Annotated in this window: 31 protein-coding genes and 1 tRNA gene; 8 read left to right on the top strand and 24 right to left on the bottom strand. The window is 59.5% G+C overall.

Annotation, left to right across the window (positions count from 1 at the left end; translation table 11 throughout):
• Position 1: 1 nt before the first annotated feature.
• From KBZ13_RS12140 to KBZ13_RS12130, 3 genes are all read right to left on the bottom strand, one after another.
• Entirely contained in the window at positions 2–448 is a 447-nt protein-coding gene (locus KBZ13_RS12140) for a DUF2656 family protein (RefSeq protein ID WP_255009480.1), read from the bottom strand.
• A gap of 93 nt (positions 449–541) precedes the next feature.
• Positions 542–1,156, bottom strand: a complete 615-nt coding sequence (locus tag KBZ13_RS12135) for a hypothetical protein (protein ID WP_255009478.1) — start codon at positions 1,154–1,156, stop codon at positions 542–544.
• Between the two features lie 123 nt (positions 1,157–1,279).
• Positions 1,280–1,555, bottom strand: coding sequence for a hypothetical protein (locus tag KBZ13_RS12130; protein ID WP_255009476.1), 276 nt, complete (start codon positions 1,553–1,555; stop codon positions 1,280–1,282).
• A gap of 129 nt (positions 1,556–1,684) precedes the next feature.
• Between KBZ13_RS12130 and KBZ13_RS12125 the strand changes: the two genes are divergently transcribed.
• Positions 1,685–2,593, top strand: coding sequence for a HEAT repeat domain-containing protein (locus KBZ13_RS12125; RefSeq protein ID WP_255009474.1), 909 nt, complete (start codon positions 1,685–1,687; stop codon positions 2,591–2,593).
• Here the strand turns inward: KBZ13_RS12125 and KBZ13_RS12120 are convergent.
• The 5 genes from KBZ13_RS12120 to KBZ13_RS12100 form a co-directional block, all read right to left on the bottom strand.
• Positions 2,568–3,173 (bottom strand): HEAT repeat domain-containing protein, encoded by a 606-nt coding sequence (locus KBZ13_RS12120; RefSeq protein WP_255009473.1) that lies wholly within the window; start codon positions 3,171–3,173, stop codon positions 2,568–2,570. The two genes, KBZ13_RS12125 and KBZ13_RS12120, sit on opposite strands and share 26 nt — an antisense overlap.
• Before the next feature lie 112 nt (positions 3,174–3,285).
• Positions 3,286–3,780: a bleomycin hydrolase gene (locus KBZ13_RS12115; protein WP_255009471.1), complete on the bottom strand. Its 495-nt coding sequence runs from the start codon at positions 3,778–3,780 to the stop codon at positions 3,286–3,288.
• 54 nt (positions 3,781–3,834) lie between these two features.
• Positions 3,835–4,395, bottom strand: a complete 561-nt coding sequence (gene cpeB / locus KBZ13_RS12110) for a class 1 C-phycoerythrin subunit beta (RefSeq protein WP_255009469.1) — start codon at positions 4,393–4,395, stop codon at positions 3,835–3,837.
• A gap of 646 nt (positions 4,396–5,041) precedes the next feature.
• On the bottom strand, positions 5,042–6,217 hold the full coding sequence (gene hemH, locus KBZ13_RS12105) for a ferrochelatase (RefSeq protein WP_255009468.1): 1,176 nt from the start codon (positions 6,215–6,217) through the stop codon (positions 5,042–5,044).
• A 548-nt stretch (positions 6,218–6,765) separates the two neighbouring features.
• On the bottom strand, positions 6,766–7,380 hold the full coding sequence (locus tag KBZ13_RS12100) for a pentapeptide repeat-containing protein (RefSeq protein ID WP_255009466.1): 615 nt from the start codon (positions 7,378–7,380) through the stop codon (positions 6,766–6,768).
• A 27-nt stretch (positions 7,381–7,407) separates the two neighbouring features.
• Between KBZ13_RS12100 and KBZ13_RS12095 the strand changes: the two genes are divergently transcribed.
• Genes KBZ13_RS12095 through KBZ13_RS12085 form a run of 3 tightly spaced genes read left to right on the top strand, consistent with a single transcriptional unit; the run spans position 7,408 to position 9,552 of the window.
• Positions 7,408–8,103 carry a phycobiliprotein lyase gene (locus tag KBZ13_RS12095; protein WP_255009465.1) on the top strand — a complete coding sequence of 232 codons (696 nt, stop codon included), beginning with the start codon at positions 7,408–7,410 and terminating at the stop codon, positions 8,101–8,103.
• Positions 8,096–8,815: a 15,16-dihydrobiliverdin:ferredoxin oxidoreductase gene (locus tag KBZ13_RS12090; RefSeq protein ID WP_255009464.1), complete on the top strand. Its 720-nt coding sequence runs from the start codon at positions 8,096–8,098 to the stop codon at positions 8,813–8,815. The genes KBZ13_RS12095 and KBZ13_RS12090 overlap by 8 nt, the downstream gene beginning before the upstream one ends.
• Positions 8,815–9,552 carry a phycoerythrobilin:ferredoxin oxidoreductase gene (locus tag KBZ13_RS12085; RefSeq protein WP_255009462.1) on the top strand — a complete coding sequence of 246 codons (738 nt, stop codon included), beginning with the start codon at positions 8,815–8,817 and terminating at the stop codon, positions 9,550–9,552. The genes KBZ13_RS12090 and KBZ13_RS12085 overlap by 1 nt, the downstream gene beginning before the upstream one ends.
• 18 nt (positions 9,553–9,570) lie before the next feature.
• Here KBZ13_RS12085 and KBZ13_RS12080 read toward each other — a convergent pair whose 3' ends face one another.
• The gene (locus KBZ13_RS12080) at positions 9,571–10,044 is read right to left on the bottom strand and encodes a hypothetical protein (RefSeq protein WP_255009460.1); all 474 of its coding nucleotides are present in this window, start codon (positions 10,042–10,044) and stop codon (positions 9,571–9,573) included.
• 114 nt (positions 10,045–10,158) lie between these two features.
• Between KBZ13_RS12080 and KBZ13_RS12075 the strand changes: the two genes are divergently transcribed.
• Positions 10,159–10,575: a hypothetical protein gene (locus KBZ13_RS12075; RefSeq protein WP_255009459.1), complete on the top strand. Its 417-nt coding sequence runs from the start codon at positions 10,159–10,161 to the stop codon at positions 10,573–10,575.
• 663 nt (positions 10,576–11,238) lie between these two features.
• A complete protein-coding gene (locus tag KBZ13_RS12070; protein ID WP_255009458.1) occupies positions 11,239–12,156 on the top strand; it encodes an NAD-dependent epimerase/dehydratase family protein in 918 nt (305 codons plus the stop codon).
• On the opposite strand, the gene KBZ13_RS12065 is transcribed toward KBZ13_RS12070, so the two are convergent.
• The 14 genes from KBZ13_RS12065 to psbB form a co-directional block, all read right to left on the bottom strand.
• The gene (locus KBZ13_RS12065; RefSeq protein ID WP_255009456.1) at positions 12,135–12,995 is read right to left on the bottom strand and encodes a hypothetical protein; all 861 of its coding nucleotides are present in this window, start codon (positions 12,993–12,995) and stop codon (positions 12,135–12,137) included. The two genes, KBZ13_RS12070 and KBZ13_RS12065, sit on opposite strands and share 22 nt — an antisense overlap.
• A gap of 65 nt (positions 12,996–13,060) precedes the next feature.
• Complete coding sequence (locus KBZ13_RS12060) at positions 13,061–13,792, bottom strand: phycobilisome rod-core linker polypeptide (RefSeq protein ID WP_255009454.1); 732 nt, start codon at positions 13,790–13,792, stop codon at positions 13,061–13,063.
• A gap of 105 nt (positions 13,793–13,897) precedes the next feature.
• Positions 13,898–14,488 (bottom strand): chromophore lyase CpcT/CpeT, encoded by a 591-nt coding sequence (locus tag KBZ13_RS12055; RefSeq protein ID WP_255009452.1) that lies wholly within the window; start codon positions 14,486–14,488, stop codon positions 13,898–13,900.
• Positions 14,489–14,739: 251 nt separating this feature from the next.
• A complete protein-coding gene (locus KBZ13_RS12050; protein ID WP_255009450.1) occupies positions 14,740–15,033 on the bottom strand; it encodes a hypothetical protein in 294 nt (97 codons plus the stop codon).
• A gap of 105 nt (positions 15,034–15,138) precedes the next feature.
• Positions 15,139–15,211: transfer RNA gene (locus tag KBZ13_RS12045), tRNA-Phe, on the bottom strand.
• Between the two features lie 8 nt (positions 15,212–15,219).
• Complete coding sequence (locus tag KBZ13_RS12040) at positions 15,220–15,891, bottom strand: ComF family protein (protein ID WP_255009448.1); 672 nt, start codon at positions 15,889–15,891, stop codon at positions 15,220–15,222.
• Between the two features lie 34 nt (positions 15,892–15,925).
• On the bottom strand, positions 15,926–16,207 hold the full coding sequence (locus KBZ13_RS12035; RefSeq protein WP_255009447.1) for a DUF2470 domain-containing protein: 282 nt from the start codon (positions 16,205–16,207) through the stop codon (positions 15,926–15,928).
• A gap of 157 nt (positions 16,208–16,364) precedes the next feature.
• Positions 16,365–17,666 carry an FGGY-family carbohydrate kinase gene (locus KBZ13_RS12030; protein WP_255009445.1) on the bottom strand — a complete coding sequence of 434 codons (1,302 nt, stop codon included), beginning with the start codon at positions 17,664–17,666 and terminating at the stop codon, positions 16,365–16,367.
• Positions 17,667–17,680: 14 nt separating this feature from the next.
• Positions 17,681–18,934 (bottom strand): methionine adenosyltransferase, encoded by a 1,254-nt coding sequence (metK, locus tag KBZ13_RS12025; RefSeq protein WP_255009443.1) that lies wholly within the window; start codon positions 18,932–18,934, stop codon positions 17,681–17,683.
• Positions 18,935–19,032: 98 nt separating this feature from the next.
• Positions 19,033–19,773: an HAD family hydrolase gene (locus KBZ13_RS12020; RefSeq protein ID WP_315859630.1), complete on the bottom strand. Its 741-nt coding sequence runs from the start codon at positions 19,771–19,773 to the stop codon at positions 19,033–19,035.
• Between the two features lie 62 nt (positions 19,774–19,835).
• Positions 19,836–20,888 carry a 30S ribosomal protein S1 gene (locus tag KBZ13_RS12015; RefSeq protein ID WP_255009440.1) on the bottom strand — a complete coding sequence of 351 codons (1,053 nt, stop codon included), beginning with the start codon at positions 20,886–20,888 and terminating at the stop codon, positions 19,836–19,838.
• Between the two features lie 99 nt (positions 20,889–20,987).
• Entirely contained in the window at positions 20,988–21,494 is a 507-nt protein-coding gene (gene nrdR, locus KBZ13_RS12010; RefSeq protein WP_255009438.1) for a transcriptional regulator NrdR, read from the bottom strand.
• A gap of 242 nt (positions 21,495–21,736) precedes the next feature.
• Positions 21,737–21,832 carry a photosystem II reaction center protein T gene (locus KBZ13_RS12005; protein ID WP_010314684.1) on the bottom strand — a complete coding sequence of 32 codons (96 nt, stop codon included), beginning with the start codon at positions 21,830–21,832 and terminating at the stop codon, positions 21,737–21,739.
• Positions 21,833–21,856: 24 nt separating this feature from the next.
• Complete coding sequence (gene psbB, locus KBZ13_RS12000; protein ID WP_255009436.1) at positions 21,857–23,416, bottom strand: photosystem II chlorophyll-binding protein CP47; 1,560 nt, start codon at positions 23,414–23,416, stop codon at positions 21,857–21,859.
• 259 nt (positions 23,417–23,675) lie between these two features.
• On the opposite strand from psbB, the gene KBZ13_RS11995 reads away from it, so the two are divergent.
• Entirely contained in the window at positions 23,676–24,122 is a 447-nt protein-coding gene (locus KBZ13_RS11995) for a 2Fe-2S iron-sulfur cluster-binding protein (protein WP_255009434.1), read from the top strand.
• A 123-nt stretch (positions 24,123–24,245) separates the two neighbouring features.
• Positions 24,246–24,350 carry a photosystem II reaction center protein PsbM gene (gene psbM / locus KBZ13_RS11990; RefSeq protein WP_254940831.1) on the top strand — a complete coding sequence of 35 codons (105 nt, stop codon included), beginning with the start codon at positions 24,246–24,248 and terminating at the stop codon, positions 24,348–24,350.
• Between the two features lie 26 nt (positions 24,351–24,376).
• Here the strand turns inward: psbM and KBZ13_RS11985 are convergent, their stop codons facing one another.
• A complete protein-coding gene (locus tag KBZ13_RS11985) occupies positions 24,377–25,225 on the bottom strand; it encodes a universal stress protein (RefSeq protein WP_255009432.1) in 849 nt (282 codons plus the stop codon).
• Positions 25,226–25,278: the final 53 nt, after the last annotated feature.

The raw sequence follows: 25,278 nt of genomic DNA, 5'->3' as shown, positions 1-25,278 counted from the left end.
CTCACTGGCAATCAGGCTCCCACACTTCGAAGACGGCATCGAGTGCTCGACTGGCTTTCATGGCTTCCCAGGAGAGGGCACTGAGAAAGGCCTGGGGCGTTGTTGTTTCCACCATATCAACTCCCCACATCCCAGCTTGCAACGGAGATCCTGGCTGAGCGGCCTGATCCTTGCGCCCTCCAAGCAGCAGAACGGTATAAGCATCGGACTCACCAGCCTTCACCCGTTCGCTTCTCAGGGACTGGCCGAGGAGGCGTGCCAGAGCGATCGGTTCGAGGGGCGCCGTGATCTTGGCTCGCCAATGGGGGTGAACAAGCCCTTCGATAGCGATGCCGTTGGCCAATCCGTGCGAGAGAAGAGCTACTAAAGAGCCTTCCCGTAGCTCATTGTACTTCTCGTTCGGTAGCTGGAAGTTATGCGAGAGCACGAAGCTTGTCTTCGTTTCCATGGCCGTTGATTGTCTGCGCTCATTCTATGCTGTTGTGGAAGGGCTTCGTCTTGTATTGCCTTCGGGGGTCATTCATGACCAGTACCACGATGGCTACACAGGCATCTCCCAGCTCAAGTGACGGGCTCGCTGCAGGGATGTGTGGATGTGTCCCAAGCCGCCAATCAGCTGCTGCTCTGTAGCTGATGGGGCGGATTGCAATCTTTCGCGATAGGTGCTGGCCATGTCGACAAGGGCCGCGGCCATGGCGTCAACGGGCACGTTGAACAGGCGATAGAGCTCCATAGTGGCGGCATAGCCTTGCTGATCGCAAAAACTGAGATCGTCGATCGCTGCTCCGTAGGTGGTGATCCTGAGGAAATGCCAAAGGTCGCGCCAACAGGCCTTGGAACGATCGGGCGTGTACAGGGCGCCGTTGATCTTGAACAACAGCGGAAATTGCTTTTTGATCCTTAGCCTTGCATGCTCAACGAGCCCATCCATCATATGCTGGAACGTCAGGATTGCCACAGGTTCTGCCTGGGATTCTGCGCAGATTGAGGAGAGCTCATTCGGCTCAAGTAAGCGTTTCCCCAGGTTTGTTTCATTCAAGATTCTGCGACTTTCGCCACTTATGCGCGATGAATCGGGTATGATAAATAAGCGAGCTTGCGATTGAATTGTTTGTAAATATTCAGCAGACTCTTTGGGTTTATTTGCTGATGTCATAGCCTGATTTTATCGCACTGTGTTGTTAGTTTAGCACCCAAAAAATTTACGTCAAATTTTAACTCAGCACTGGCCGGGATGGGCGAGACTAGTGAAGCTCGCAGGCGAAGGAGTCTGCACTTTCTAGCGGGAGAGAAGTTCGATGAGTTTTGCCCTGGAAAGTTTTTTTGCTGTGTCGATACCCTGCTCCGAGGCTTTCCTGCGGAGTTCGGCTAAGCTGAGCATGGCCAAGGCATTTTCGTCGCTTGGATTTAATGTAGATTCTGCATGCTGTTCATTGTCGTCATGTTTGTTTGACGTTTTTGAGTCTGCAGGATTCGTCTCCACAATGGACCGGACAAGGTATTGCCAAGGCCGCTGTCGGCCCGCTTGTTCCCGCTTGCTCAAGGTTGCGACCATGGTGACAGTTGTTGGTCCTTCTATCTAGGATGGAGTTTCCATGTCGGCAAGGCCTCTTCAGATCTTGTGATCCATTCCCATGGGGGCAGCGGCGTGCTTGAGAATGCTTCCACAAGACCTGGTTTCTGCATGAGTGGCACGATCTCGCCTCAGTTCACTCCCAAGGAAAATGACGCGTTACTTACCGAAGTTCGTTCTGCTCTGGCTTCCGGTCAATTCAGCAGCGATGACCCTGAGGCCTTGGCTCGAGTGGTGGAGGGATTGGGGGATTCACGGGGCTTGATCCGCCTTAATTTTGCCGAGACGCTTGGGGAGATCGGCCGTCCAGCGATTCCGTTCCTCATCAGGGCGATGCGTGGCCATGAGAATGTGACGGTTCGCCGCGCTGCTGCCAAGACGCTGACCCTGATCGAGGCCCCAGAAGCCTTACCCGATCTCGATGCGGCGCTCAGTCACGACCCCGATCCCGTTGTGCAGGGCTCGGCGGCCGGCGCCATGGCTCGTTGTGGTGCAGAAGCTGTTCCTTTCTTGATGAGGCAGCTTCAGGATCCTGGGGCAGGTTCCATCGTCAAGGGATTGGCCAGTTGGGCACTCTCTTTCATTGGTGCTGAGGATCTTGGCCCTATCAAAGAGACCCTTCAGCATGGGAACGAGGATCAACGTGCGGCTGTGGTCGGAGTGATGGCTGATCTCGTACGATCCAGCGAGGACATTGAGCTGAAAGTGCTGTTGATCAATTGTTATTCTGATTCTTCGGCTGATGTCAGGGCTGAAGTCGTGACAGTTCTAGGTAATATGTTGGATCCTCAGTACTTACCTTCGCTGCTCATTGGGTTGTCAGATCCATCGGGGGTGGTGCGAAGGGTGGCAGCATTGGCCCTTGTCAAACAGAAGGATCCTCGAGTGCTAGATCAAGTTAGAGAGGCTGCTGCTGCGGAGAAGGATCCAAGTGTCAAGCCTGTGATGGCGCTGGCAATCCGCCAGCTCGAGCAGCTCAATGAGTCTGGAGATATCAGGCCCGCCAGGCTTGAGTTGTGAATCGTTCAAGTGCCTGATTGGCGGCTTGCTGGATCAGTGGATCTTCCTGATGCTTGCCATTGGCGATAAATGTTGTCACAAGAGTTTTGCCTTTAGAGTGGTTCATTGAGGCAAGGGCATTGAGCGTGGCCATGATCACAGCAAGATCATCTCCGTTCAGGGCGCGTTCCAAGGCGGGCAGGGCCAACGATCCCATTTCCCCAAGAGCCATCACAGCTGTGAGCTGGACCACTGGATTTGGTTCCAGACACTTCTGACCCAGCAGAGTGAGCGTCTGCTCACTGAATGAGTGCTTCGGCCAGGCGACGGCGATCTGGGCCATGCCTTTGCAGCAACTGGCACTGGTGGTTGGATCGATGGTTTCAGACAGTTTTTCTCGGAGTAATGGTTCCACAGATGGTCCGATCGCCCCCATGGCACGAACCGCACTCCGACGCAGGCTCACATCTTCAGCATCCAGCAGGCCGAGCAGACGTGTTTTCACGCTCTGATCACCGCTGGCGATGATCTCGTGCATCAGCCTGTCGCGCTGATGAGGATTGGGATGGTGGAGTTGAGCGAACAGGTCGTCGAGAGGCATGGAGAGGCTGGGTAAGGATACGTGTGCTGCGCAGAACGTCTGCCAGAAAAAAGCGGCCCCATGGGGGCCGCAGTGCAGACAGGCTAGAGGCCGCTGAGAAGGATCGCTGTGATCAGGAGAGTGACTCGATCACATAGGAGAGCAGAGCCTTGAATTCCTTGGCGGCTTCAGGGCTCATGTCGCGCGGTGCGCAAGCGCGCTCACGGGTGTAGGAGAAGGCCTCCACATAAGCTGCGGTGGGCAGATTGAGGGTGCGGTAGACCTCACGGGCGCCGGCAATGCCCCACTCATCAATCGGGCCGGTGCCGCCAACCACCAAGGAGTAGTTGATCAGACGCATGTAGTGAGCGATATCGCGGTAGCACTTGTCGGTTTTGATTTGGTTGCTAGCAGCTTCGCCCGACTGCTTGAGGTAGGGGTACTTCTTGAAGACAGCATCGCCAGCTTCCTGGACAACTTTGTCAAGCCCGGCAGCGAGCTTTTCAGCGGCTTCCAGACGAGCGGCAGAACGCTGGATTGAACCTTGGACCGCTTCCAGGTCGGACTGGGTGGGGAAACGACCGGCGGCGTCAGCAGCTGTGACGACGGTGGTGACAACAGATTTCATTGGAGACTTTGAAACGAATGGGTTGGAGAAGGATCAGTCAGAGACGGGAGGGAATCAGCCGAGTGCGCTGATGACGCGATCGAAGTAGCTGGCCGCTTCTGAAACCACAGCCGAGCAGTCGCCCTGGATGGTTTGCATCTTGTTGAAACGGGTTTCGTCTGGATTGGTGCCGCTGGTGTTGGTCTCGCTGATGTGAGCACAGGAGGAGGCCTTCATGATCGCCACGGCCCGACCAGTGGATTGCAGGGGCACACCCAGAGCGATGTAGGTTTCCTTGAGGCCGTTGAGGCAGCGGTCGTCGAGGACGGAGGCATCGCCGGCCAGCAGGGCGTAGGAGATGTAGCGAAGAACGATTTCACCATCACGCAGGCAGGAGGCCATGCGGCGGTTGGGGTAGCAGTTGCCACCAGCCTGGATCAGACCGGTGTTTTCGCAGATCATGCCTGACACGGCGTCGGAAACGATGCAGCTGGCGTTGCTGGCAATCGCGTTGACGGCATCAAGGCGCTTGTTGCCATTAGCCACGTATTGGCGCAGGGCGGCCAGTTCGGCACCACCGATGGTGGCTGTCTTGGCGTCAGCGCTGACAACAGCGCGGGAGAAGGCGTCGAGCATGGGGGAGGAGAGAATGGAGTGGTGGTGACGCAGTGATGGGAACGAGGGTTGTTCCAGCCACTTGAGAGGGACTCTTTCAGTTCTCTTGCCCTGTCCCGCGGGGACAGGGACCGCCACCAACAAAACTTAAAACAGAATAAAATGTTAAGAACAACCCGGGTTCGACGCCATGGGTGTGAGATGGCCTGGGTTTTCTGGGAAGGCTCCATCGTTAACTTTTGATTCAGGGCCCCGCCCCTTAGTGGGGCTTTAGCCCATCAGCAAACGCCATACCCACAGCCCCCAATCTCAAGACCAGAGTCGCCAGGGAGGCATCAGTGGCCGCACGGCTCTCCAGGCGATCGCCGCCGACCACGCGGTGCACCCGATCCAGGTGAGCGAATGGAAGAAGCGGCTGCTGGAGGGAGCCAGTGTGCTGTTCACCAGGGGGAAAGAAGCCCCATTGCACAGTGGAGAGCCAGGTCAAGGAAGGAGAGCTGCTCCTGCAGGTACACGGGGTCAACTACGTGGGCGGCTGCGTTGCCTCATGGAATTTGTTACCCATTTAATCGACGCCGAACAGCCCTTGCTCCATTGCCGTTATCAGCAGCAGCTGTTCCCTAGCTGCTGCATTTTCGCAGAGCAGCCTGAATTTTTCAGCGAACTCTTAGAGTAAACCAAGGGCATGAAGCGGACCTCGGCCACTCAATAACTCCAGCAGGAAGGCCGAGAACCCGAGCATCGCCAGGCGACCATTCCAGACCTCCGAGCTGTTGTTCCACCCCCAAGCCCACTTGTCCTGGGGGAAGAGCTTCACCTGGCTGGGCAGGGAGGCGGCCTGATCCAGGTTCACTTCGGGGCCGGCCTGGGCCAGTTGTACCAGATCAGCCAGACCCTTGATGAAGGTGGGGTAGGTGTCGAGGGCGGGCACGCGCACGAAGTTGCTGATGCCGGCTCTAGTGGCGATTTCCCGGTATTCGATATCGATTTCCTCGAGGGTCTCGATGTGCTCGCTCACGAAGCTGATTGGCACCACCACCAACTCCTGGACCCCCTCCTCACCAAGCCGCACCAAGGCTTCTTCGGTGTAGGGCTTGAGCCATTCCACCGGACCCACCCGGCTCTGGTAAGCCAGGGTGTAGGGATTTGCATGGCCGAGCAGTTCCTCCAGCTTGACCAACACCAGCCTCGAGCAGGCTTCGATCTCCTGCTGATAGGGATCACCGGCTTCCTCTACATAGCTTTTGGGCACTCCATGGGCGCTGAAGAACACGTGGGCCGAGGCGGGGTCCTTGCAGCTGCGCACCCCAGCGGCAATCAACTCGGCCATCGCAAGCACGTAGCCGGGATGGTCGTACCAGCTGCGGATGCAGCGGATCGGCAATTTGCTGAAGGCGGGATCGGCCTGGCGCAGGCGCTGCAGTTCGCGGAAGCTCGAACCGCTGGTGCTGATCGAGAAGTGGGGATAAAGGGGGAGCACCACCACCTCATCGACTGAATCCGCCTTGATGTCACCCACGGCCGATTCGGTGAATGGATGCCAGTAACGCATCGCCACGTAGGTGGTGGCCTCGATGCCCCGCTGCCGCAGCTCACTCTGAAGCTCGCGCGCCTGCTGTTCTGTAATGCGGCGGAGTGGAGAGCCACCGCCGATGGCGCGGTAGGCCTCCTTGGACTTGTTGCTGCGCAGGGTGCTGATCAGCCAGGCCAGAGGCTTCTGCAGTAGGGGCGTGGGTAGCCGGATGATCTCCGGATCAGCGAAAAGATTGTAAAGAAAAGGGCCGACATCTTCGATGCGCTCAGGCCCACCGAGGTTCAGCAGCACTACGCCGATCCTGGCCATACCCGAATTGGTCCATCGATTGGCTCAGAGCGTAACCCTGCTGGTGCCCGCCAGAGCTTGCCAGCACTGATCGATCCGTCTTCGCGCCCATCGCCGCCATGGCAGCCGACCCACTGTTTGGTGGCGGCCATCGGCTCCCACTGCCCAGAAACCCTCCCTTGTCGGGATCGATGCTGGCTGAGCCAGGCCCTGAGCCAGCAACGCTTCAGCTGTGGAGACTGGGGACTGCCGAGCGCAGCGGCCACGGCGCTTGAGCGGATCGAGGCCTCCAAGCAAGCCTTTTTCACCAATCCCTTCGGTGGTTTTTGTTGCAGATGCAGGTTGTGGAGATCCTGGGTGGCTCACTGCGTCGGTAAGGTAGTGGGTTGTTGAAGATCCGCCTCAACATCTCCCCATCACAGGACTCAGCTGGATCTATTCCACTGATCACCAGCACCTGGGTGCTCGCCGGTTGATTTGTGGAGACTTCACTGCAGGGGGAGTCAGAGGACGCACTCCTTAGGAGGCTTTCCTCTGGCTGTTCGTTCCGTCATGACCAGATCTGAGCCTCACAGCGAGAGGAGGCTGTCGCGGCTAGTGCAGCGCGCCAGTGGATTCCAGCAATCCAGTTCCGCGGGAGACCGACTCAGCAGTGAAGAGGACCATTCCTCGCTTCCCAGCGCTTCAGAAAACACCGCTCCCTTGATGCTGCGGGCCTGGGTTAAATCAGCTCCGCGTAGGTCTGCCCCGCGAAAGTCGCAACCGTCCAACTCTGCGTCCCTGAAGCGGCATCGTGCCATCAAGGCACCTCCAAAACGTGCCTGCCGCAGATCGCCGCCGACAAAGGAGATGTCTTCAAGGATGGCACCGCGCAGGTCAGCGCCACTGAGATATATTCCTAACATACTGCAGCCTGTGAGATCCATTCCACGTAAGTCGGCGGTGCAGAGGTACTTACCAGAGAGGTTGGCACCCGGGCCGACAGCCCCCGAGTGGCGATAGTCGAACCCCTCTGGCCAGCGAGTTGCCGCGTCATAGCGGGCCTGGTTGAGACGTGCCTGGGCCAGCTGTGCACCGCGCAGATCGGCTGCCCGTAGATCGGCGCGGCATAGGTTGGCGCCTATGAGGTTCTGACCACGTAGATTCGCCCCCTGGAGGGCTGCGGCACGGAGGTTCTGGGTCATGACAAAATCTGAGGATCCTGCAGGAAAATGCTTCCGATCATGCAGTATGCAACAAGTGATGATCTGAGTGTGTCATTAGCAATGCAGACTGCTTCACCGCGTACAATGGCGGAGTTCCTAGCCAAAAGCGCTGGAACCTGGCTGTCTCACCGCTCTGTTCACCACTTTGAGGAGAGTGAAGATGAGTCAGGGTGTTCAAATCTTGTCATCGTACCCTTCGGGCCTGATGATAGTTCTGTAGGCCGTGTTTGTGAGCAGTTCAAGCTTGCGAGTGATGGCGCTGCTGGCGGGGCGAGATTCTATTGGCAGAGCAATACGATGTCGATTGACCTCGCCGAGGGAAGTGCTGCTGTTCTGGTCGATATTCCTGATCCAAGTGATGTTACGAGGGGTGTAATGTATCGCGATATTGGCTACCTTGAAGGCTTGGCGGTTGCTAGCCACTATGTCATCAGTGATGATGGGGTCATGTCCCTGCATACCGAGTATGATCGCAATTCTGGGGTGGAACGTTGTTGGTTCTTGAGCGATGACACCCGTGTCCGAGTGGGAACTTCGTTGGTGATGGGTGGGGTGAATCTAGTAAGCTACTCTACTGAAACCAGATGCCACGAGATTGGATCTTTTCATGCCTTGCGCCGAGACAGCGAAGTTAGGCGGGATCAACTTAAGATGTCGGACGTGAATACTATCAAGTTGGATGGGGCCTCCGACAATGTTTGACCGTTACCATGACATCTTAATTAAGGAGATTGAAGCCTTAGGAGGAACACGTCTATCCTTGGATTCCGATCTAGCTCATCAGGCCAATTCTCGCAAAGGAGCTGTTATTCGGAGCAGTCTATGGCAGGCCCCCGGTATTCGCCGATGGAGAGTGACCCAACTTGATGGCGGTGATGCCGTCCAAGTTCTCAATGCGGTCGCCTACCCAGAGTTTGGCCGCGATCAACCGATCCTTGGCATCGACCTGCTCAGCTTTGCAGTTCGAGACAAGCTGGTTGCTGTGATGGACTTCCAGCCTCTAGAGCAGGGCAAGATCTATGCCGAACGCTACCTTGCAGGATTGGAAGCCATTCAGGCAAGGCATCCAAGCTTGGCTGTTGGTGAGGCGATGCGCTTCTATGACGCTGATCAGTATTTTTCACCATTTCTCCTGTTTGCTCGAGGCTCGATTGCTGAGCTCGCCCCTTTGGTCGAGCAATCATTTCTTGAGATCATTCAGGCGTATTCAGCTATGCACTTGGAGGCGCTTAGCACACCTGACCAGATTGAGCGTGTCGAATCCCTGCAGCGGGCTTACGATCAGTACAGTGCTGAGCGTGATCCCGCCCACGGGCTTTTTACCAGCTATTTCGGCGAGGAATGGAGCAATCGTTTCATGCGATCCTTCCTTTTCCCGCTCTCCTCTCTTGTGTCAACTTCTTTAAATCACTGATGACCTGGCGCTGGGAATCCTTTTTTAATCATGCAGTGACACGGATCACCGAGAAACTTGATCTGGAGCCATACCCGATTCCGATAGACATGGTAAAGAAGGTCGGTTCCACGGGATCCCGTTCGAATCCGATTGATGTAACAACAACGAGTTGGGGAGTTCGCAATGCCAAGCTGCGCCAAGCGAGGGCGGCGTGCGTCGTGGCTGAACCGAGCCCGCAAGTGCTGAACTTGGTAATCAGCCCTGAGCCCAGCTTTGATTTACCTTTTTTTGGGGCCGACTTGGTGACATTGCCCGGAGGTCACCTCATAGCTTTGGACCTTCAACCCGTTTTGAAGCGTGACCGCCTTCACACTGAGGCTGTTTGGGCGAGGCTTTTGCCTTTGTTTGACCATTTTCGCCCCCTCCTCCCTGATGGGGGGCCAATACCCGAGGAGGCCGAACCTTATTTCTCACCATGCTTTCTTTGGACCCGGCTACCACTGACATCTGAAAGCGATACTTTGATTGATGGCCCGTTAATGGACGCCTTTGTTGCTTATCTAGACCTCTACCTTGAACTCGTTCTGGAGGCAGTCTCAGTGGATGATGTGAGGAGGCAAGAGTTGAGGGAGGGGCAATTAAAATATCTTGACTACCGAGCGGAGAAGGATCCCGCTCGCGGCATGCTTACAAGATTTTATGGTGAATCATGGACAGAAGATTATATTAAAGGATTCCTATTTGATCACCGCTGATCGAATCTATTGCAAAGGCTATTGGTTGCGGTTTAGGCTCTTCGCAAATCCATAATTCATAAGTGGTACGGCAACCAATAGGTTGTGGCGATCTCGATAAAATGACCAAGCCATTCCTAGGTTCAGTCCTTCGCAATTGTCCGCTGCCAGTGCCGCATGGCTAGAATCAACGCCTATTCCAAGTAGTAATTCATAGAGTTCATCCGGACTATGCGCGCCAGCCACCTTCAGGGCTGCACCAACAATGTATGTGAGGGTGAAATGTTGTCCGTTTATATTTTGTTCGGAAGCAAATACGATGTTCGTATCTGAGTTTAGCTCAAGGCTTTCTGCCTCTGATTGCCATGTGGCTTGGATATCAGGCTCAAGGCTTAGAACTAGTTGGGCTTGATTTGACTTGATCTCCAGTCTTTCGCCCCAGTGCTCGGTAAGAAGTGTTGTTAGCCGTCTCTGTTGCTCGTCAACAGAACGCTGTTCAATGGGTTTAGCCATGGGTCTGCTCTCTGATCAGCCGGGCTTGTGGATGAACTCCTTACTCTAAGCGGTAGGGGCTGGACCTGTGACCAAATTACGGTAGCATTTAAGAGTGAATCCGCGTTCAACCCCGTGGACCCTTTTCAACAGAGGCTTGCAGAGCAGGTCAAGGCCTTGAGTCAAGTGTGTGAGACCTTGCTTTTACGCCTTTTAGAAGCAGAGTCGCGTCTAGTAAAACTAACCATTTTGCTGGATAATGATACTATGAAAGGCATCAGTGATTCAGCTTTCCAGGCAAGTGAAACAGCATTAAATGATGCCGACGTCATTGTTGAAAGCCTTGCAAGCTATTTAATTTTCAATGATCATGAGTCAAGCGTCAATTTAGGCGCATCAAGCCAAGCCGAGGCTCCTCATCGCCATTTGCCTGGTTCAAAAACTATTGAACTTTCATTCGAGTCATCTGAATTCATTGATGACGAAAACCAAGAACTTGGGATTGATTACGAAGAAGTCCAGGATGTCTCGCAGGATTTCCTCGCAGCCTAATTGATTGAATAGCGCAAGACGTACACCAGCCTGGCTTGACTTTAGTGATGGGAGATCAGTTCTCTATGGGACCGGTTGGAATCGTGTGCTGGTGCATGTGGAGGGTGCAGGTAAAGCCTGAGAGGAACTGCCGGAGGGGATGATGGTGGTGTGGGAGTGGGTGCAGATATACTTAGAGCGGGGTACAAGGTTGAGCGCAATGTCGTAATCGAGTATGTCGGCGCAGTGACGTAGTGCCGTGTTTTGGAATGCCTCCAACCTGCTGAGGGTGCGCGTGATGTCAGTCAGAACATCAAGCGTCGATTCGATCGACTCTGATCTCCTTGGTGACGGTCCGATCTTCACTGCCTCCAGCTACGGGACTGAAGGACACTTGAAACCACCAATGGAGGCCGTCCTCGCTGCGCCGATTTGCGGTGTAGCGCACCATGCCGCGTTCGCTTAGGGCGAGAGCGAGGGCGTCACCACTGCAACCTGAGCAGGCCACCTGCAAATCCTCCAACCCCTCCGCTGTGATCCGGTAGTTGGGCATTGGAATAGCGCGCTTCAGGTCACCTTCTACGCGAGGCGGAGCCCAAAAGCCCTTTGATCGAGGTGAACGGTAGAAACCGACACACACTGCAACGTTCCGTGAGCTAATGTTTACGAAACGTAATGACTCCTGTGACAGCCTCCCCCGACCTATCCTCGCTCTATCGGCTGCTTGCCAAAGAGCAGCGCCCCATCCTGCCTTCAGGCGAACAGCGCGCGATCCTTGGCTGTGGCTATGTGGGTGAAGCTGTCGCCAAGGCTTGGAAGCAAGAGGGCCATGGGCTGTGGGGAACCACCACACGCCACCAACGCCTGGTTCAGCTTGCTGAGCTTGTCGACTCCCCGGTGGTCTTTGATTCTTCGGATTCCCGCAGCAGCCTCGATTTTGTTAAAGACCTTGATGGGATTCTGGTGTCATTCGCTCCATCGAGGAGTTCTCAAGTTGATGTGAATCAATACCGACAAACTTTTCTTGGAGGAATCCAGTGCTTGATTGATGCACTGGAGCGACGAGTTGACAGCACCCCGTTACAGCTAGTGCATCTCAGTAGCTGTGGTGTCTATGGCAATCGTGGAGGAGCCTTAACCGATGAAGCTGCGCCGCTTGATACGCAACACCCCGTCAACGAGGTGCTTTCATTAGCTGAAGAGATGATCCAGTCCTTGCGCTCAGACCAGATCAAGGTTTGCATTTTGCGCTTGGGCGGTATCTATGGTCCGGGCCGTGACATTCCTGCCATGCTCCTTTCTGCAGCTGGGGGCCTTGTGCAACGCAATGGTCAGAATGTGCCTTGCTGGATTCATCGCGATGACATCGTTCGCGGAGTGTCGTTTGCTTTTGAACACAACCTTAACGATACCTACAACCTGGTGAATGATACCCAGTGCAGCGGGCAAGAACTCACCGATCGCCTGTGCGAGCAAGCGGGCCTGCCGCTGGCAAAATGGCTTTCGGTGGATACAACCGATCGTGTGCTCAATGCAAAAGTAAGCAATGCCAAGCTCAAGGAGCTGGGCTTCTCGTTCACTCAGCCATTGATGGTGGGTTGATAGCGGCGTTCAACCCAGCGAGTGAGATGGTGAGCTTGATCGTATTCAATAATTAGATGCACAAAGCTGTTTGGGGTGACCAGGCAGCCAAAATGTAGATCAAATGGCCCCTGGGGCAAATGCGCCGGTAAGCTGCAGATCAGTTTATCGGCAAAATAACCGTTCACTTCATGTTTTAGAAAGTTGCTGGCATCGAATGCAGCGACTGGCAGGCTCGGCGGCGTGTGTTCCGGCCATTGGCCGGGACGTAACTCCTGCTCCATCCCTGTCCAGCCTGTGATGGTCTGAAGGAGATGGTGCCGTGTCTCTGTGACGTCCCGAACGGGATCGGCAGTGGTCCGCTGGCAGCGAAATGCCGTCGCTGCGATGGAATCCAGGATCATGCTGTGATCCTCCTCACGTTGATAAAGGGCAACGAGCATGGATCGGGAGCGGGACGTGAAGAAATTCACTTCATGGCCAGCGCTCCCGCTGCTTGCGTCCATATCAAGGCTGGATTGACCGGCCGTATCAGGGAAATGCCAGCAATGGTCTCCTAGATTGTAGTTATGGCGATTGAGGGGGAATTGGCGTTCACCACCTGGAGCGAATCGCAAGCCTGTGCCATGCCAAACGCCAGTGTTGTCATCGGAAAAACGTATGGAATAGATCGAACCTGCGGGATCCGATACTCCATGGCTGAGATCCATCTCAGCGCCGTTGCGCCCATACCAGGTGGTCACCCCCTTCCAGTCGCCATCAAAGCTGCTCCGCATCAGATCCCACTGACGATCCACGCCTGCGCTTCTCTGGTTCGCTGTGCTTGCCATGGAGATCTTGTGCGGAAGGTGGTCCTTCATGGCCTCAACGGAAGGGCCGCTTATTGCACGAATCTAAGGATCTAGGCCTCCAAAAATATGTAGTGTCAGTTCCCGGCATTTCCTCCGGTGCTCAGCATCGATCCAGCAATTGTGAGCAAGATTCGAATGATTTCGAGGCTGCCAACTGCTATTAGGGCCAGCCAGATGCGCAAAGCAAATTTTGGTGGTTGTCCATTCACCCACGCTGCTGAGATCTCCCCATCGATGCGAGTTGTCGAGGGTACTCTCAGATAGGTAACATCTCTCCAGTAGGCTCCATAGCGTGGCGCTTGCTGGTTGAATGGTAGTTCGCCCGATTTCCTGCCTGGTAGTGATCTGGAGCGTTGGAAGGGGATCTCGTCGTATCCATACGCATCAAGATATTCTCGTGAATCAAGAAGAGCGTCTATAAATCCCTGAAATCCTTTGGTTGCAATCACAACAGACCAGGCCATTTGTTCATTGATGCCGAAGGTGTTCCTGCCCAAAACCCTTCCAATAACATGCTCTACAATGCGGTAATTACTGTTGCACTGGTAAAAATCATCTCGAAATCGTTTGGATAGGAGGAGTCCGCGGACGAAGTCGCGGGCTTGGATCTGCCCATTGGTAAACTGTGACTCCAGTAGAGGGTCACGATCAATGCTCATGGCGTGGAAAAAGATCTGACGGTAGGCACTCTCAATCTTTTCTGTTGAGCTGGAGTTAATGCGTGCCGACTCATCATTTCCAATTGAAAATGAAGGCACTCGGGCATTCTGGGTTGTGAGTTCGTATGAAAGCAGCGGAATGCCCATTCTGGTCAGAAATTTTCTGTGCAAATAGTAAGTATTTCAACTAATGTTTGAAAGCAAATGGCCGAAATCCTCACATAGCTTTACCAGCGCCACGGGCTTCTCTCATCAGGCCAGCCAGGCTTCGGGCAGCTCATGGCTGAAGTCGGCAACACGTTCAAAGACGAAAGGCCCTGCAAGCGATCCCCAAACCTGCTCATGGGTTTGGGGATGATGGCCGCGATCTACGGTTTGCATGCTCTGGGCATCCAACTGGAAGCTGCTCACTAGATAGGCCGATTCCCCCTGGCGTTCAACGATGCAGCGGCAGCCGGGCTCAACTTCCCCGAAGAAGCCGTCATTCTGTTCCTGCACGATATAGGTGCAGCCATCCAATTGTTCGAGGTCATCCATCTCGATCAAGGCTCGTGTGCAAGGATCTTCCACAGCACCCCAGAAGCGTCTGGAGTTTCGAATCGCATGATTGATGATCACAAGGCCACGGCGATCAGCTTGAACCGTGAGCACGCGTATGCGATAGGGCTGCAATGGAGAGACGGCGTAGGCCTGCTCCAGCAACAGTGAACCGGGCATCAGCTGAGGCAAGGGCCGGAATCGAACCAGTATGTGTCCATACAGAGGCGGGTTGGCAAAGGCCTGGCGTTGATTGCTAAAGCTCGCCGAGAGCTGCAGTAGCAGACGACCAGATGAACTAATCATAGGATGATCTTATGTCTATCCTTCGCCTCTTCTGGCTTGATTATGCCAGGCCGAGGCAACGTACTGTTACTTTTCATGTAGATTGATGCACACTTGCTTTCCTGGTTGCTTGATGCCTTGTTCTTGCCTTTGAGGGCTGTGTTCGGTGAGCGGCTGACGACCCATCGGGATGGGAGTTGGCCAGTCAGCAAGGTTGGGTTTTCGGTTCGCCTGACTGATGCTCCCAAGCTGTGGAGTTAGAGAACTGTGTCTCAGCGACCCAGCAGTCGCAATCGGAAGGTGGCAACCTGGAGTGCCAGCTCAGGCTGGCTGAGTGCGAATGGATGGTCACTGAGGTCGTCAATGGCTTGCTGCAGCCTGGCCTCACGATTTGGGGCTTCGGTTGCTGTCTGTTGATTGAGCTTTTCCCAGGCGGCATCGAAGGCCATTGCGTAGCTGTCGGCATTGTTGAACTGCTGATTGAGCGGGTGATCGGGAGGCGTTCGCATCGTGGAATGTTGAAGCAATCTTTGTGAGTCCAGAACACGACCATATCCGTTTGTCATGGTCCCTTGGTCTAGGGCGGGCCTCATGCATGGAAACGAACGAGACAATGATCTGCCGTCGGAAGGGTCCGTTACTGATGATGGCTCCGTGTTGTTATCGAAGAATGCCAGGACCCAGATTTGAACTGGGGACACGGCGATTTTCAATCGCCTGCTCTACCAACTGAGCTATCCCGGCCTGCCGCGTCAGCGACGGGCAGATCTTAGATCACGACCTTTCTCGGCGGTGCGGGCCAGGCACAGCAACCCCTCGACCCGATAACCGGCCGAACGCAGTGCTGTGGCGGCGGCGCAGGCGGTGGCCCCCGTGGTGAGGATGTCGTCGACGATCAGCAGCGGACGTCTCCGCAGCAGTGGACCGGGCCGCTCGGCGCCAGGTCGGCAGCGGAACGCCCCGTCCTGGTTGAGGGCCCGCAGCTGCTTCCCCAGGTGGTGTTGCCCCAGGGTGGGCCTGGCCCGCTCCAGCGGTGTGACCTGCTCGAACCCCAGGCTGCGGCTGATCAGGCCGGGCAAGGGGTTGCCCTGCCGTTTCCAGCTCGGGATCGCCACCACCAGGGGGCGGAGCGGGCTTGTTGCCCAGGGCTCGGCCAGGCGCTCGCTCAAGCTGGCGATCACCACGGGGGAGGGATTCTTCCGCTGGCGTAACAGCAGCCGTCGCAGTTGGCCCTCATAGAACCCGAGGCTCCACCAGGGGAGTGGTTCATGTCCCTGCAGCCCCTCAGGAGGCAGGCTCAGCCGCTGCAGGCAGGCTCCACAGGGGCCTGGGCCGGAAGCAACCGGCTCAAGGGGGTTCTGACAGAGGGGGCAGCAGGGGGTGATGATCAGATTGAGGCAACCCTGAAGCAGCTGAGCCAGCACGGCAGCATCGCCCGAAGGCGTGGGTGGGACCCGCTCAGGATTCCCCGCCCTTGGCGGGCAGGGCCCGCAGCATCGCCACCAAGGTGCGGTGGGCGTCGTCGCTGTCGCTGAGGGTGTGATCGAACGGCACCGACACGCGCGATCCAGCCACCTCCAGCACCATCGCCTCCGGGGTCACCCGCGTCATCACGGCGCCCTCGGAGGCTTCGACGCCGCCGTAGTGCCGGGCGAAGTCGGCCACCGCCTCGGCGTGGTCGGCATTCATGTGACGGCAGATGCGATCGCTGACGCTGGCGGTGAGGGGATCGGCGGCCATGGGGAGGGGTGGGGGCTGGTGACAATTCTGAGGCGTGGTGTTCAGCCGGCGCCGAAACGCTGCCAGAGCAGCAGGCCCAGCCGCAGGGCGCTGAAACCCACATAGCCGGCCAGCACCAGGAACAAACCCATGGACAGAACCGTGCGCAACCGTTCGTTCATGGTCTTCGCTGCGGCAATAAGGAAGGGCCCATCCTCCACCCTCCCAGGGCCAGGCGGGCTGTGCCGAGGGCGGGGGCCAGCCCGGGGCGGTTGAGCACAGGGATCCCCAGGGCTCGCTGACGCAGCAGGCGCCATTGGGGGTTGCGGGCGCCGCCCCCCAGGCTGATCACCCGCTCCAGCGGCGGGGCCCCCAGCTCCGCCAGTCGCCGCCAGCCCTGGGCCTCGATCGCGGTCAGTCCCTCCAGCAGGGCCTGGAGATAGAGGGCATCGCTGATCGGCCTGGGCTCCAGCACGGGCTCCAGCTGGGGGTCGTCCACGGGGAAGCGCTCGCCGGGGGCGGGTAGGGGTCGTAGCCGCAGGCCCGAGGGGCGGCGGGGATCGATCTGGCGGCTGAGCTGTTCGATCTGCTCTGACGTGAAGAACCGCCGCAGGATGCCGGCACCGGCATTGGAGGCCCCACCCACCAGCCAGCGGCCGCCCACGCGGTGGTTGGTGAGCCCGGGGCCTTCCAGGGGGGCGTCCACGAAGCGCTTGAGCACCAAGGTGGTGCCCAGGACGCTCACCCCATCACCGGGGCCGTGGCCGGCGGCCAGCACAGCCGCATTGGCATCGGTCGTGCCGCTCACCACCTGGCAGGTCTCTGGCAGCCCCAGCTGCTCGGATGCCACAGGGCCCAGGGGCCCCAAGGCGGTGCCACTGGGCACGACCTCGGGCAGGGCGCTGCTCCAGGGTTGCTGCTCGATTCGGCCCGCCCAGGACTCGCGCTGCAGATCCCAGCCGAGGCGGAGGTTGTTGCCTTCTTCGCCCCAACGCCAGTGGCCCAGCAGCCAGCCCATCAGCCAGTCGGCCTGATGGCGCAACAAAAGGTGTTGGGAGCCATCGAGGGCCCCTTCCCGGCCGAGCAGGTTCAAGGCTCGCGCCAGGCTGCCACTGGCGCTGGCGGCGGGGCTGCCGGCGGACACCAGCGACGCCAGGACCTCGGCCTGCTCAGCGCAGGCCCGGTGGTACGGGAGAGCCGGCCCACGGGTGCTGCCATCAGGGCCGCAGAGCAGCAGGGTTCCGGAGGTGCCATCGACGGCGATGGCACCAACCCTGGCCCGCAGGGGCTCCTCGAGGGTTCCGATCAGCTCCACCAACCCTTGGCGCCAGCCTTCGGGTTGCTCGAACGGCAGCGGGTAGCCGCCGCTGCGTTCGCGCAGCAGGGTGCCCTGGGCATCGATCAGGGCCAGCCGTAGCCCGCTGCTGCCCAGGTCGATGCCCAGGGCCAGATCGGGGCTGGGTTCCTGGGAGGCCCCCACCGGGGCGGGCGGACTCAGGCGGAAGCGCCCACCCGGCTGGCCGTGGCCTGTTTCAAGCTGGCGGCGATGGTGTCCACGTTCTCCCAGGGCAGATCCAAATCGCGGCGTCCGAAGTGGCCGTAGGCCGCCACATCCTGATAGAAGCGGCCACCACGTTGCTGGGGCAGATCGCGCAGGCCGAAGGTGGCGATGATCGCCCCGGGGCGCAGGTCAAAGTGTTCCTGAACCAGGGCGGTGAGGTCTTCGTTGCCAAGGGCGCCGGTGCCGAAGCTCTCCACAAGGATGCTCACCGGCCGAGCCACGCCGATGGCGTAGCTGAGCTGCACCTCCACCTTGCTGGCCAGGCCGGCGGCCACCAGGGCCTTGGCCACGTAGCGGGCGGCATAGGCGGCGGAGCGGTCCACCTTGGTGGGATCCTTGCCGGAGAAGGCGCCGCCACCGTGGCGGGCATAGCCCCCGTAGGTGTCAACGATGATCTTGCGGCCGGTGAGGCCCGCATCTCCCTGGGGCCCCCCGACCACGAACTTGCCGGTGGGGTTGACCAGGAAACGGGTGCTGCCCTTCACCGGTTTGAGATCGATGTCGGCAGTGGCGGGTTCCACCACATGCACCCAGAGGTCGGCGGAAATGCGCTCCCGCAAGCCTTTCTCATCGCTGATGCCGTCGATCTCGGCCACGTGCTGAGTGGAGATCAAGATCGTGTCAATCGAGATGGGCCTGTTGTCTTCGTAGACGACGCTGACCTGGGTCTTGCCGTCGGGCAGCAGGTAGCCCAGGGTGCCGTCATGGCGCACCTGGGCCAGCTGGCGGGCCAGTCGGTGGGCGAGGCTGATCGGCAGCGGCATCAGCTCGGGGGTCTCGTCGCAGGCGAAGCCGAACATGATTCCCTGGTCGCCCGCGCCCACCTTGTCGAGGGGGTCGCCGTCGTGGTCGTCGGCCTCGTTGACCCCCTGGGCAATGTCCGGGGACTGCTGGTCGAGGGCCACCAGCACGGCGGCGCTGTGGGCGTCGAAGCCGCCGGCCCGGGCGCTGCTGTAGCCGATCTGCTCGATCACACCCCGCACCAGGGTGTTGAAGTCGACCCGGGCCTGGGTGGTGACCTCACCGGTGATCAGGCAGAGCCCCGTGTTGACCACGGTCTCGCAGGCCACCCGGCTGGCGGGATCCTGGGCCAGCAGGGCGTCGAGCACGGCGTCACTGATCTGATCACAGATCTTGTCGGGGTGCCCTTCGGTCACCGACTCGGAGGTGAAGACGTAACGACTCATGCCGACCGGTATCGGGTAGGAAGCGTCTGAGCCTATCTCCAGCCCAAGGATCGTGGTGTGCTCAGGTTGGTTGGCTGGATCAGCGGCAACCCAGGCCTTCAGTACACACTGGTAACTGTGAGCTCCGACCAGCGCTCGAGCGGCAGATGCGGGGCGCTCAGGGATGGGCGGCTGCTCCAGCCGCCTTGAAAGCCGATCACCAGGGGCACACCCGCCAGGGCGGCCATCAACAGATCACTGTCCGCATCGCCGATCAGGGCGCAGTCGGAGGGGGCGACACCCAGTTCGGTGCAGAGTCCGTGAACGGCCGCTGGATCTGGCTTGCAAGGGCGGTGCTCGGCGCTCCAGATCGACTGGAAACAATCCTGCAGGCCGTGGCACCCGAGGAAATGCTCAATGCCTGAGCGCTCGTCGTTGCTGATCACTCCGCAGCGCACACCGGCCGCTTGCAGGCTGGTCAACAGGCTTTCCAAACCAGCCGTGGGGGCGCCGGCGGGTCGGGAACCATGGACGTGCAGGGTGTCACTGAGGGCGAACACCGCTTCGCTGTGGGAGAGAGCCTCCGCCCAGCCCAGGCCCACCTGGCAGAAGGCCGTGGCGGTGGAGATCAGATTGTGGGCCCTGGACGCCACCGCCGTTGTGCCGGCCGGATCGATCGCGCCATCGTTGAGACCGTAGGCGCGCTGCAGGAGATCTCGCAACGGGCTCTGGCGCTCCATCGACACCCGTTCCAGGGCCGCCTCAATCCGGGCCGCTCCCAACTCCACCAGCAGTGGCTCGCTATGGCTGAGGGTGCCGTCCTTGTCGAACAGCACAGCTCGCACTGGACCTAGATCCACGCCCCGAAGTTGGAGGTGCGCCATGGCGTGGAATTGGTTGGTGCGGGAGGTGGATCGGCTGGTCAGTCGAGGGTGACACCCATGGGCTCGTTCTCTTCGGCCTGCTCCAGCAGCATCTGCTTGTAGCGGGCGGCCATCTCCTCGGCCTTTTCGAACACCTTGGCCGGGTCGGTGAGCATGTCGCCCGGTTCGGGTTCGAGGGCTTTGGTGGAAAGGGAGATCCGACCGCGCTCGGCGTCGAGGTCGATGATCATCACCTTCATCTGATCGTTGACATTGAGCACCGTGTGGGGGGTCTCGATGTGCTCGTGGCTGATCTCGGAGATGTGCAGCAGGCCGCTGACGCCGCCGATGTCGATGAAGGCGCCGTAGGGCTTGATGCCGCGGACGGTGCCGATCACCACCTCGCCCACCTCCAGGCGATTCATCTTGCGCTCCACCAGGGCGCGGCGATGGCTGAGCACCAGGCGGTTGCGCTCTTCGTCCACCTCCAGGAACTTGAGGGGCAGGAAGTCGGCCACCAGATCTTCCTTGGGCTTGCGGGTGCTGATGTGGCTGCCGGGGATGAAGCCCCGCAGGCCTTCCACCCGCACCAGGGCACCGCCCCGGTTGGTGGCGAACACTTCGCTGTAGATGGTGGCGTCTTCCTTCTGGAGCTGACGCACGCGCTCCCAGGCCCGCTGGTACTCGATGCGGCGAATCGAGAGCGACAGCTGGCCGTCCTCGTTCTCCTCACTCATGATGAAGAACTCACGGACCTCGCCGGGCTGCAGCACGTCGCTGAGGGCCTCGACCCGGTTGATCGACACCTCCGGCATCGGCATGAAGGCGGCGGTCTTGGCGCCGATGTCGATCATGGCGCCCTTGGGCTCCATGGCGAACACGGTGCCCTTCACCACGTCGCCGGGTTTGAAGTTGTAGTCGTACTTGCTGAGCAGCGCGGCGAATTCGTCGCGGGTGAACCCCACACCGTCGCTGTCACGGGCCGCCGCACGGCTGCTGGGGTCATCGGCGGTGGGAACCTCTTCCGTGAAGGCCAGGTCGAGATCGGCCGCGTCTTCGATCACCATGTCGAGATCGACCGTGGTGCTGGTGTCGGAAGGGGTCAGGGTCATGGGGCGTTGGCGGACTGCCTAGGGCAGGTCGAAGGAATCCGCGCGCCTGTCCGCCGACAGGGCATGCAGAACGTTTGACTATACAAAGCAGACAGGCCTTCAGCCCACGGCGGCCAGGGTGTTGCCGTTGGATGAGCCCTTGCGGGATTTGCCGGGCCTGCGGCTCAGGCCTTCGAGGGTGGCGACGAAATCGCTGACGCCTTTGAACTGGCGGTAGACGGAGGCGAAGCGCACATAGGCCACCTCGCTCATCTCGCTGAGTTCCTGGAGCACCAGTTCGCCGATCTCACCGCTGCTCACCTCCCGGCCGCTGCGTTGCTGCAGCACCACTTCGATGTCATCGACGACGCCCTCCAGGCGGGCCGGTTCGAGGCCCGTCTTCTCGCAAGCCCTCAGCAGGCCATGGAGGAGCTTGGCGCGGTTGAAGGTTTCGCGGCTGCCATTGCGTTTGATCACCGTGACCGGAACCGTTTCGACGCGTTCGTAGGTGGTGAACCGGTGCTCACAGTTCAGGCATTCGCGCCGTCGCCGCACACTTCGGCCTGAGTCCGCGGAACGGGACTCAAGAACGCGGCTGTCGGTGTGTTGGCAGGAGGGACATTGCATCCCTTGGTTAACGCGCAAGCTCAACAATTCTAGACAGACATTTGCCAATTGAGAAGACTTCCGCCGCAATGGGTTTCGTCGTTCCGGCGCCCAAACGCTCCGCTTCAGGGCGGAATCTCCCCGCCCAAGCCCTGGCGAGGTTTCAGGGGCAACGGGGCCTTGGAGGCCGTTGGACGGGCTGCAGGCGGCCATGAAAAAGCCCCTCGCTCAGGCGGGGGGCTGGGGGGATCCTCAAGCAGGGATCACTTGCCGATCTTCGGGGGATCGCGGAACGCGATCGCGAAGAACAGGGTCGAGATCGCAAGGGCGAGGATCAAGATGTAGGCGAAGCTCTCCATTGGGTTACCTCGAGGAACTGGCGATCAACTGAGGGTGGTGCCGGCCGGGGGCACGTAGCCCTCGGGAAGGCGCCGGGTGGAACGGTCGCCCAGTTTCTGGAACAGACCGAATTCCACCTGCTCGCCAAGATCGGGATCGATGCCGGCGAACACGTCGCGGTAGAGGGTTCGTGCTCCGTGCCAGATGTGGCCGAAGAAGAACAGCAGCGCGAAGGTGGCATGGCCGAAGGTGAACCAGCCGCGCGGTGAGCTGCGGAAGGTGCCATCGGAGTGGTAGCGCTCGCGATCGAATTCGAACGCTTCACCCAACAGGGCCTTGCGGGCCAACCGCTTGACATCAGCTGGATCGGTGAAGGTCTGGCCGCCCAGGGCTCCCCCGTAGATGGTGGCGGTTACACCGGTCTGCTCGAAGGAGTACTTCGCTTCCGAACGGCGGAAGGGGATGTCGGCGCGCACGATGCCGTCTTGATCGAGGAGAACCACAGGGAAGTTCTCGAAGAAGTTGGGCAGCCTGCGGACCTCAAGGTCACGGCCTGCTTTGTCGGTGAAACTGATGTGGCCCAGCCAGCCCGTGGGGAGGCCGTCACCGTTGACCATCGGACCAACCCGGAACAGGCCGCCTTTGGCGGGGCTGTTGCCGACGTAGTCGTAGAAGGCCAGCTTTTCAGGGATGGCGCCATAGGCCTCGGCCTTGGTGGCTCCTCCGTCGAGAGCGGTCTGAACGCGGCGGTTGATCTCGGTTTTGAAGTAGCTCTGATCCCACTGGTAGCGGGTGGGCCCGAACAACTCCACAGGCGTCGCCGCAGCGCCGTACCACATGGTCCCTGCGACGATGAAGGCGGCAAAGAACACGGCGGCAATGGCGCTGGCCAGCACCGTTTCGATGTTGCCCATGCGCAGGGCCTTGTAAAGCCGCTCCGGTGGCCGTGTGGTGATGTGGAAGATGCCGGCGATGATCCCGACGATGCCGGCGGCGATGTGGTGGGCCACGATGCCGCCAGGGTTGAAGGGGTTGAACCCCTCAGCACCCCAGGACGGTTGAACCGCTTCCAGGTGACCGGTCAGTCCGTAGGGATCCGAGACCCACATGCCCGGACCGAAGACGCCGGTGAGGTGGAAGGCACCGAAACCGAAGCAGGCCAGACCGGCCAGCAGTAGGTGGATGCCGAAGATCTTGGGCAGATCGAGGGCTGGTTCACCGGTGCGGGGGTCCTGCCAGATCTCCAGATCCCAATAGGTCCAGTGCCAGATGGCGGCCAGGAAAAGCAGGCCGCTGAAAACGATGTGGGCGGCGGCCACACCCTCGAAGCTCCAGAAGCCTGGATCCAAGCCGGTTTCACCGGTGACGCTCCAGCCCCCCCAGCTGCTGGTGACGCCCAGGCGGGCCATGAAGGGCATGACGAACATGCCCTGGCGCCACATGGGGTTGAGGACCTGGTCGGAAGGGTCGAAGATCGCGAGCTCGTAGAGCGCCATGGAGCCGGCCCAGCCAGCTACCAGAGCGGTGTGCATGAGGTGCACGGCCAACAAGCGGCCCGGGTCGTTGATGACGACCGTGTGCACCCGATACCAGGGCAATCCCATGGGGGTTAGGTCCGGGGAAACAAACGGCTGCGTGGTGGATGCCACGACAGCAGAACGATCGACGCGAAGGAAGGATCGATCCGTGCTGGCGATGGTAGGGGGTATCGATCACCCAAGGTCCACCGATCTCCTCAGCTGAAACGTGACGTGATGGCGATGGCCGTGCGGGAGCCTTTCTGCGGGGATACTGCGCCGTGCCGTGGTGGTTACAAATCGCAACCTGGGGTCTCAGAATGTCGGTTCGCCTGCCCTTGCCGCCATGCCCGTGATCCGTTTTGTTCGTGAGGGCCTTGAGGTGGAGTGTTATCCCGGCGAGAACCTGCGCGATGTGGCCCTGCGCCAGGGTGTGGAGATCTACGGGCTCAAGGGCAAGCTCGGCAACTGCAACGGCTGTGGCCAATGCATCACCTGTTTCGTGGGTGTGGTGGCCGAAGCTGCCCCTGGCGCCTTGAGCGACCGCACGGCAGTGGAGGATCAGAAACTGCGCAAGCGCCCCCAGGACTGGCGCCTGGCCTGCCAGACCCTGGTGCTGAAATCGGTGACGGTGCTGACACGGCCCCAGGTGGGTCTGGCCGATGGCGCCGCCCGTCTGGAGGCGGCCCGCCAGGCTCCGTTGGCCGAGGGCCCCACGGAGTGGCCCGAGGTGAGCGAGCCGGAGGGGGTTGAGGAATCCCAGTCCGCCGAAGCCACCGACCCATCGGCCTAGCCCGCTGTGGCTGAATCCGATGGACGTGATGCGGGTTGACCGTCCAAACCGCAACGAGCGGTGAAGCGGGGCCAAAAGCGCCCTGGTGCCGGTGATACGGTCCCGTTGCTCCGGTCAACAGCAATGGAAACCAACGATCTCGGCTTCGTCGCCAGCCTGCTGTTCGTTCTGGTGCCAGCCGTCTTCCTGATCGTTCTTTACATCCAGACCAGCAGCCGTCAGAGCTGACTCCCCACCGTGGGTGGCCTGCCCCGTCAGCGGCGGCCCTCGGGTTCGCGCACCACCAGCACGGGCGTCGGGGCGTGGACACGGATGTAATCGCTCACGGAGCTGCCCAGGAGCCGGTCGATGTCCACCAGCCCCTTGGCCACCAGAGGGCGACGGTCCTGGGAGGCGATCACCACCAGATCGGCCTTGAGTTCCTCGGCCGCGGCGCAGAAGGTACGACCCACATCGCCGCTGCGGTGCAAGGGCTTGAGCTCCACGCCGAAGCTGCGGGCCCGCTGGACCGCCTTCTCCAGCACCTCATCGGCAGGGGTTTTGCCCCCGCGGGAGGGGGTCACGTCCTGACGGGTGATGTGGATCCCGGTGAGGCTGCCGCCGGGGATGTCCTTGACCAGCTCGCAGGCCAGGCGCAGGGCGTCATCGCCAACGCCGGTGCCGTCGATGGCCACCGCAACGCGGTTGATGTGGCGCACGTAGAGGTCGTCCCGCACCAGCAACATCGGCCGTGTGGAGAGCTGGAAGACGTATTGGCTGGCGCTGTTGCTGAGGATCGACTGCAGGCGCCCCAGGCCCCTGGAGCCCATCACGATCAGATCGCTGTCCAGCTCATCGGCCACCTTGAGCACGGTTTGCTTGGTGTCGCCCTGGCGAATGATCGTGTTGATCTCGCTCGGGTCGAGGCCCAGTCGTTTCACGGCCTCGGCCACCAGGCCGGCGGCGTTCTGCCAGTGCTCCTGGAAGTTCTCGCCCGCCTGCTCGGGCACCACGTGCAGCAGGTTGAGTCGGGCTTGCCGAAACACCGGGATGGCGCTCAGCATGCGCACCATTTCTTCAACGTGGCCCTTGCCGGAGTCGGCGATCAGAACATTGCGAAACATGGGGCTGGCACCGCTCTTTGGCAGCCTATGGCTGAAACGCAAGTGGGCCGTTG

Origin of the sequence: Cyanobium sp. ATX 6F1 (assembly GCF_024346315.1) — a bacterium.
GTDB lineage: Bacteria > Cyanobacteriota > Cyanobacteriia > PCC-6307 > Cyanobiaceae > ATX-6F1.
This window is presented reverse-complemented; position numbering and strand designations above follow the sequence as displayed.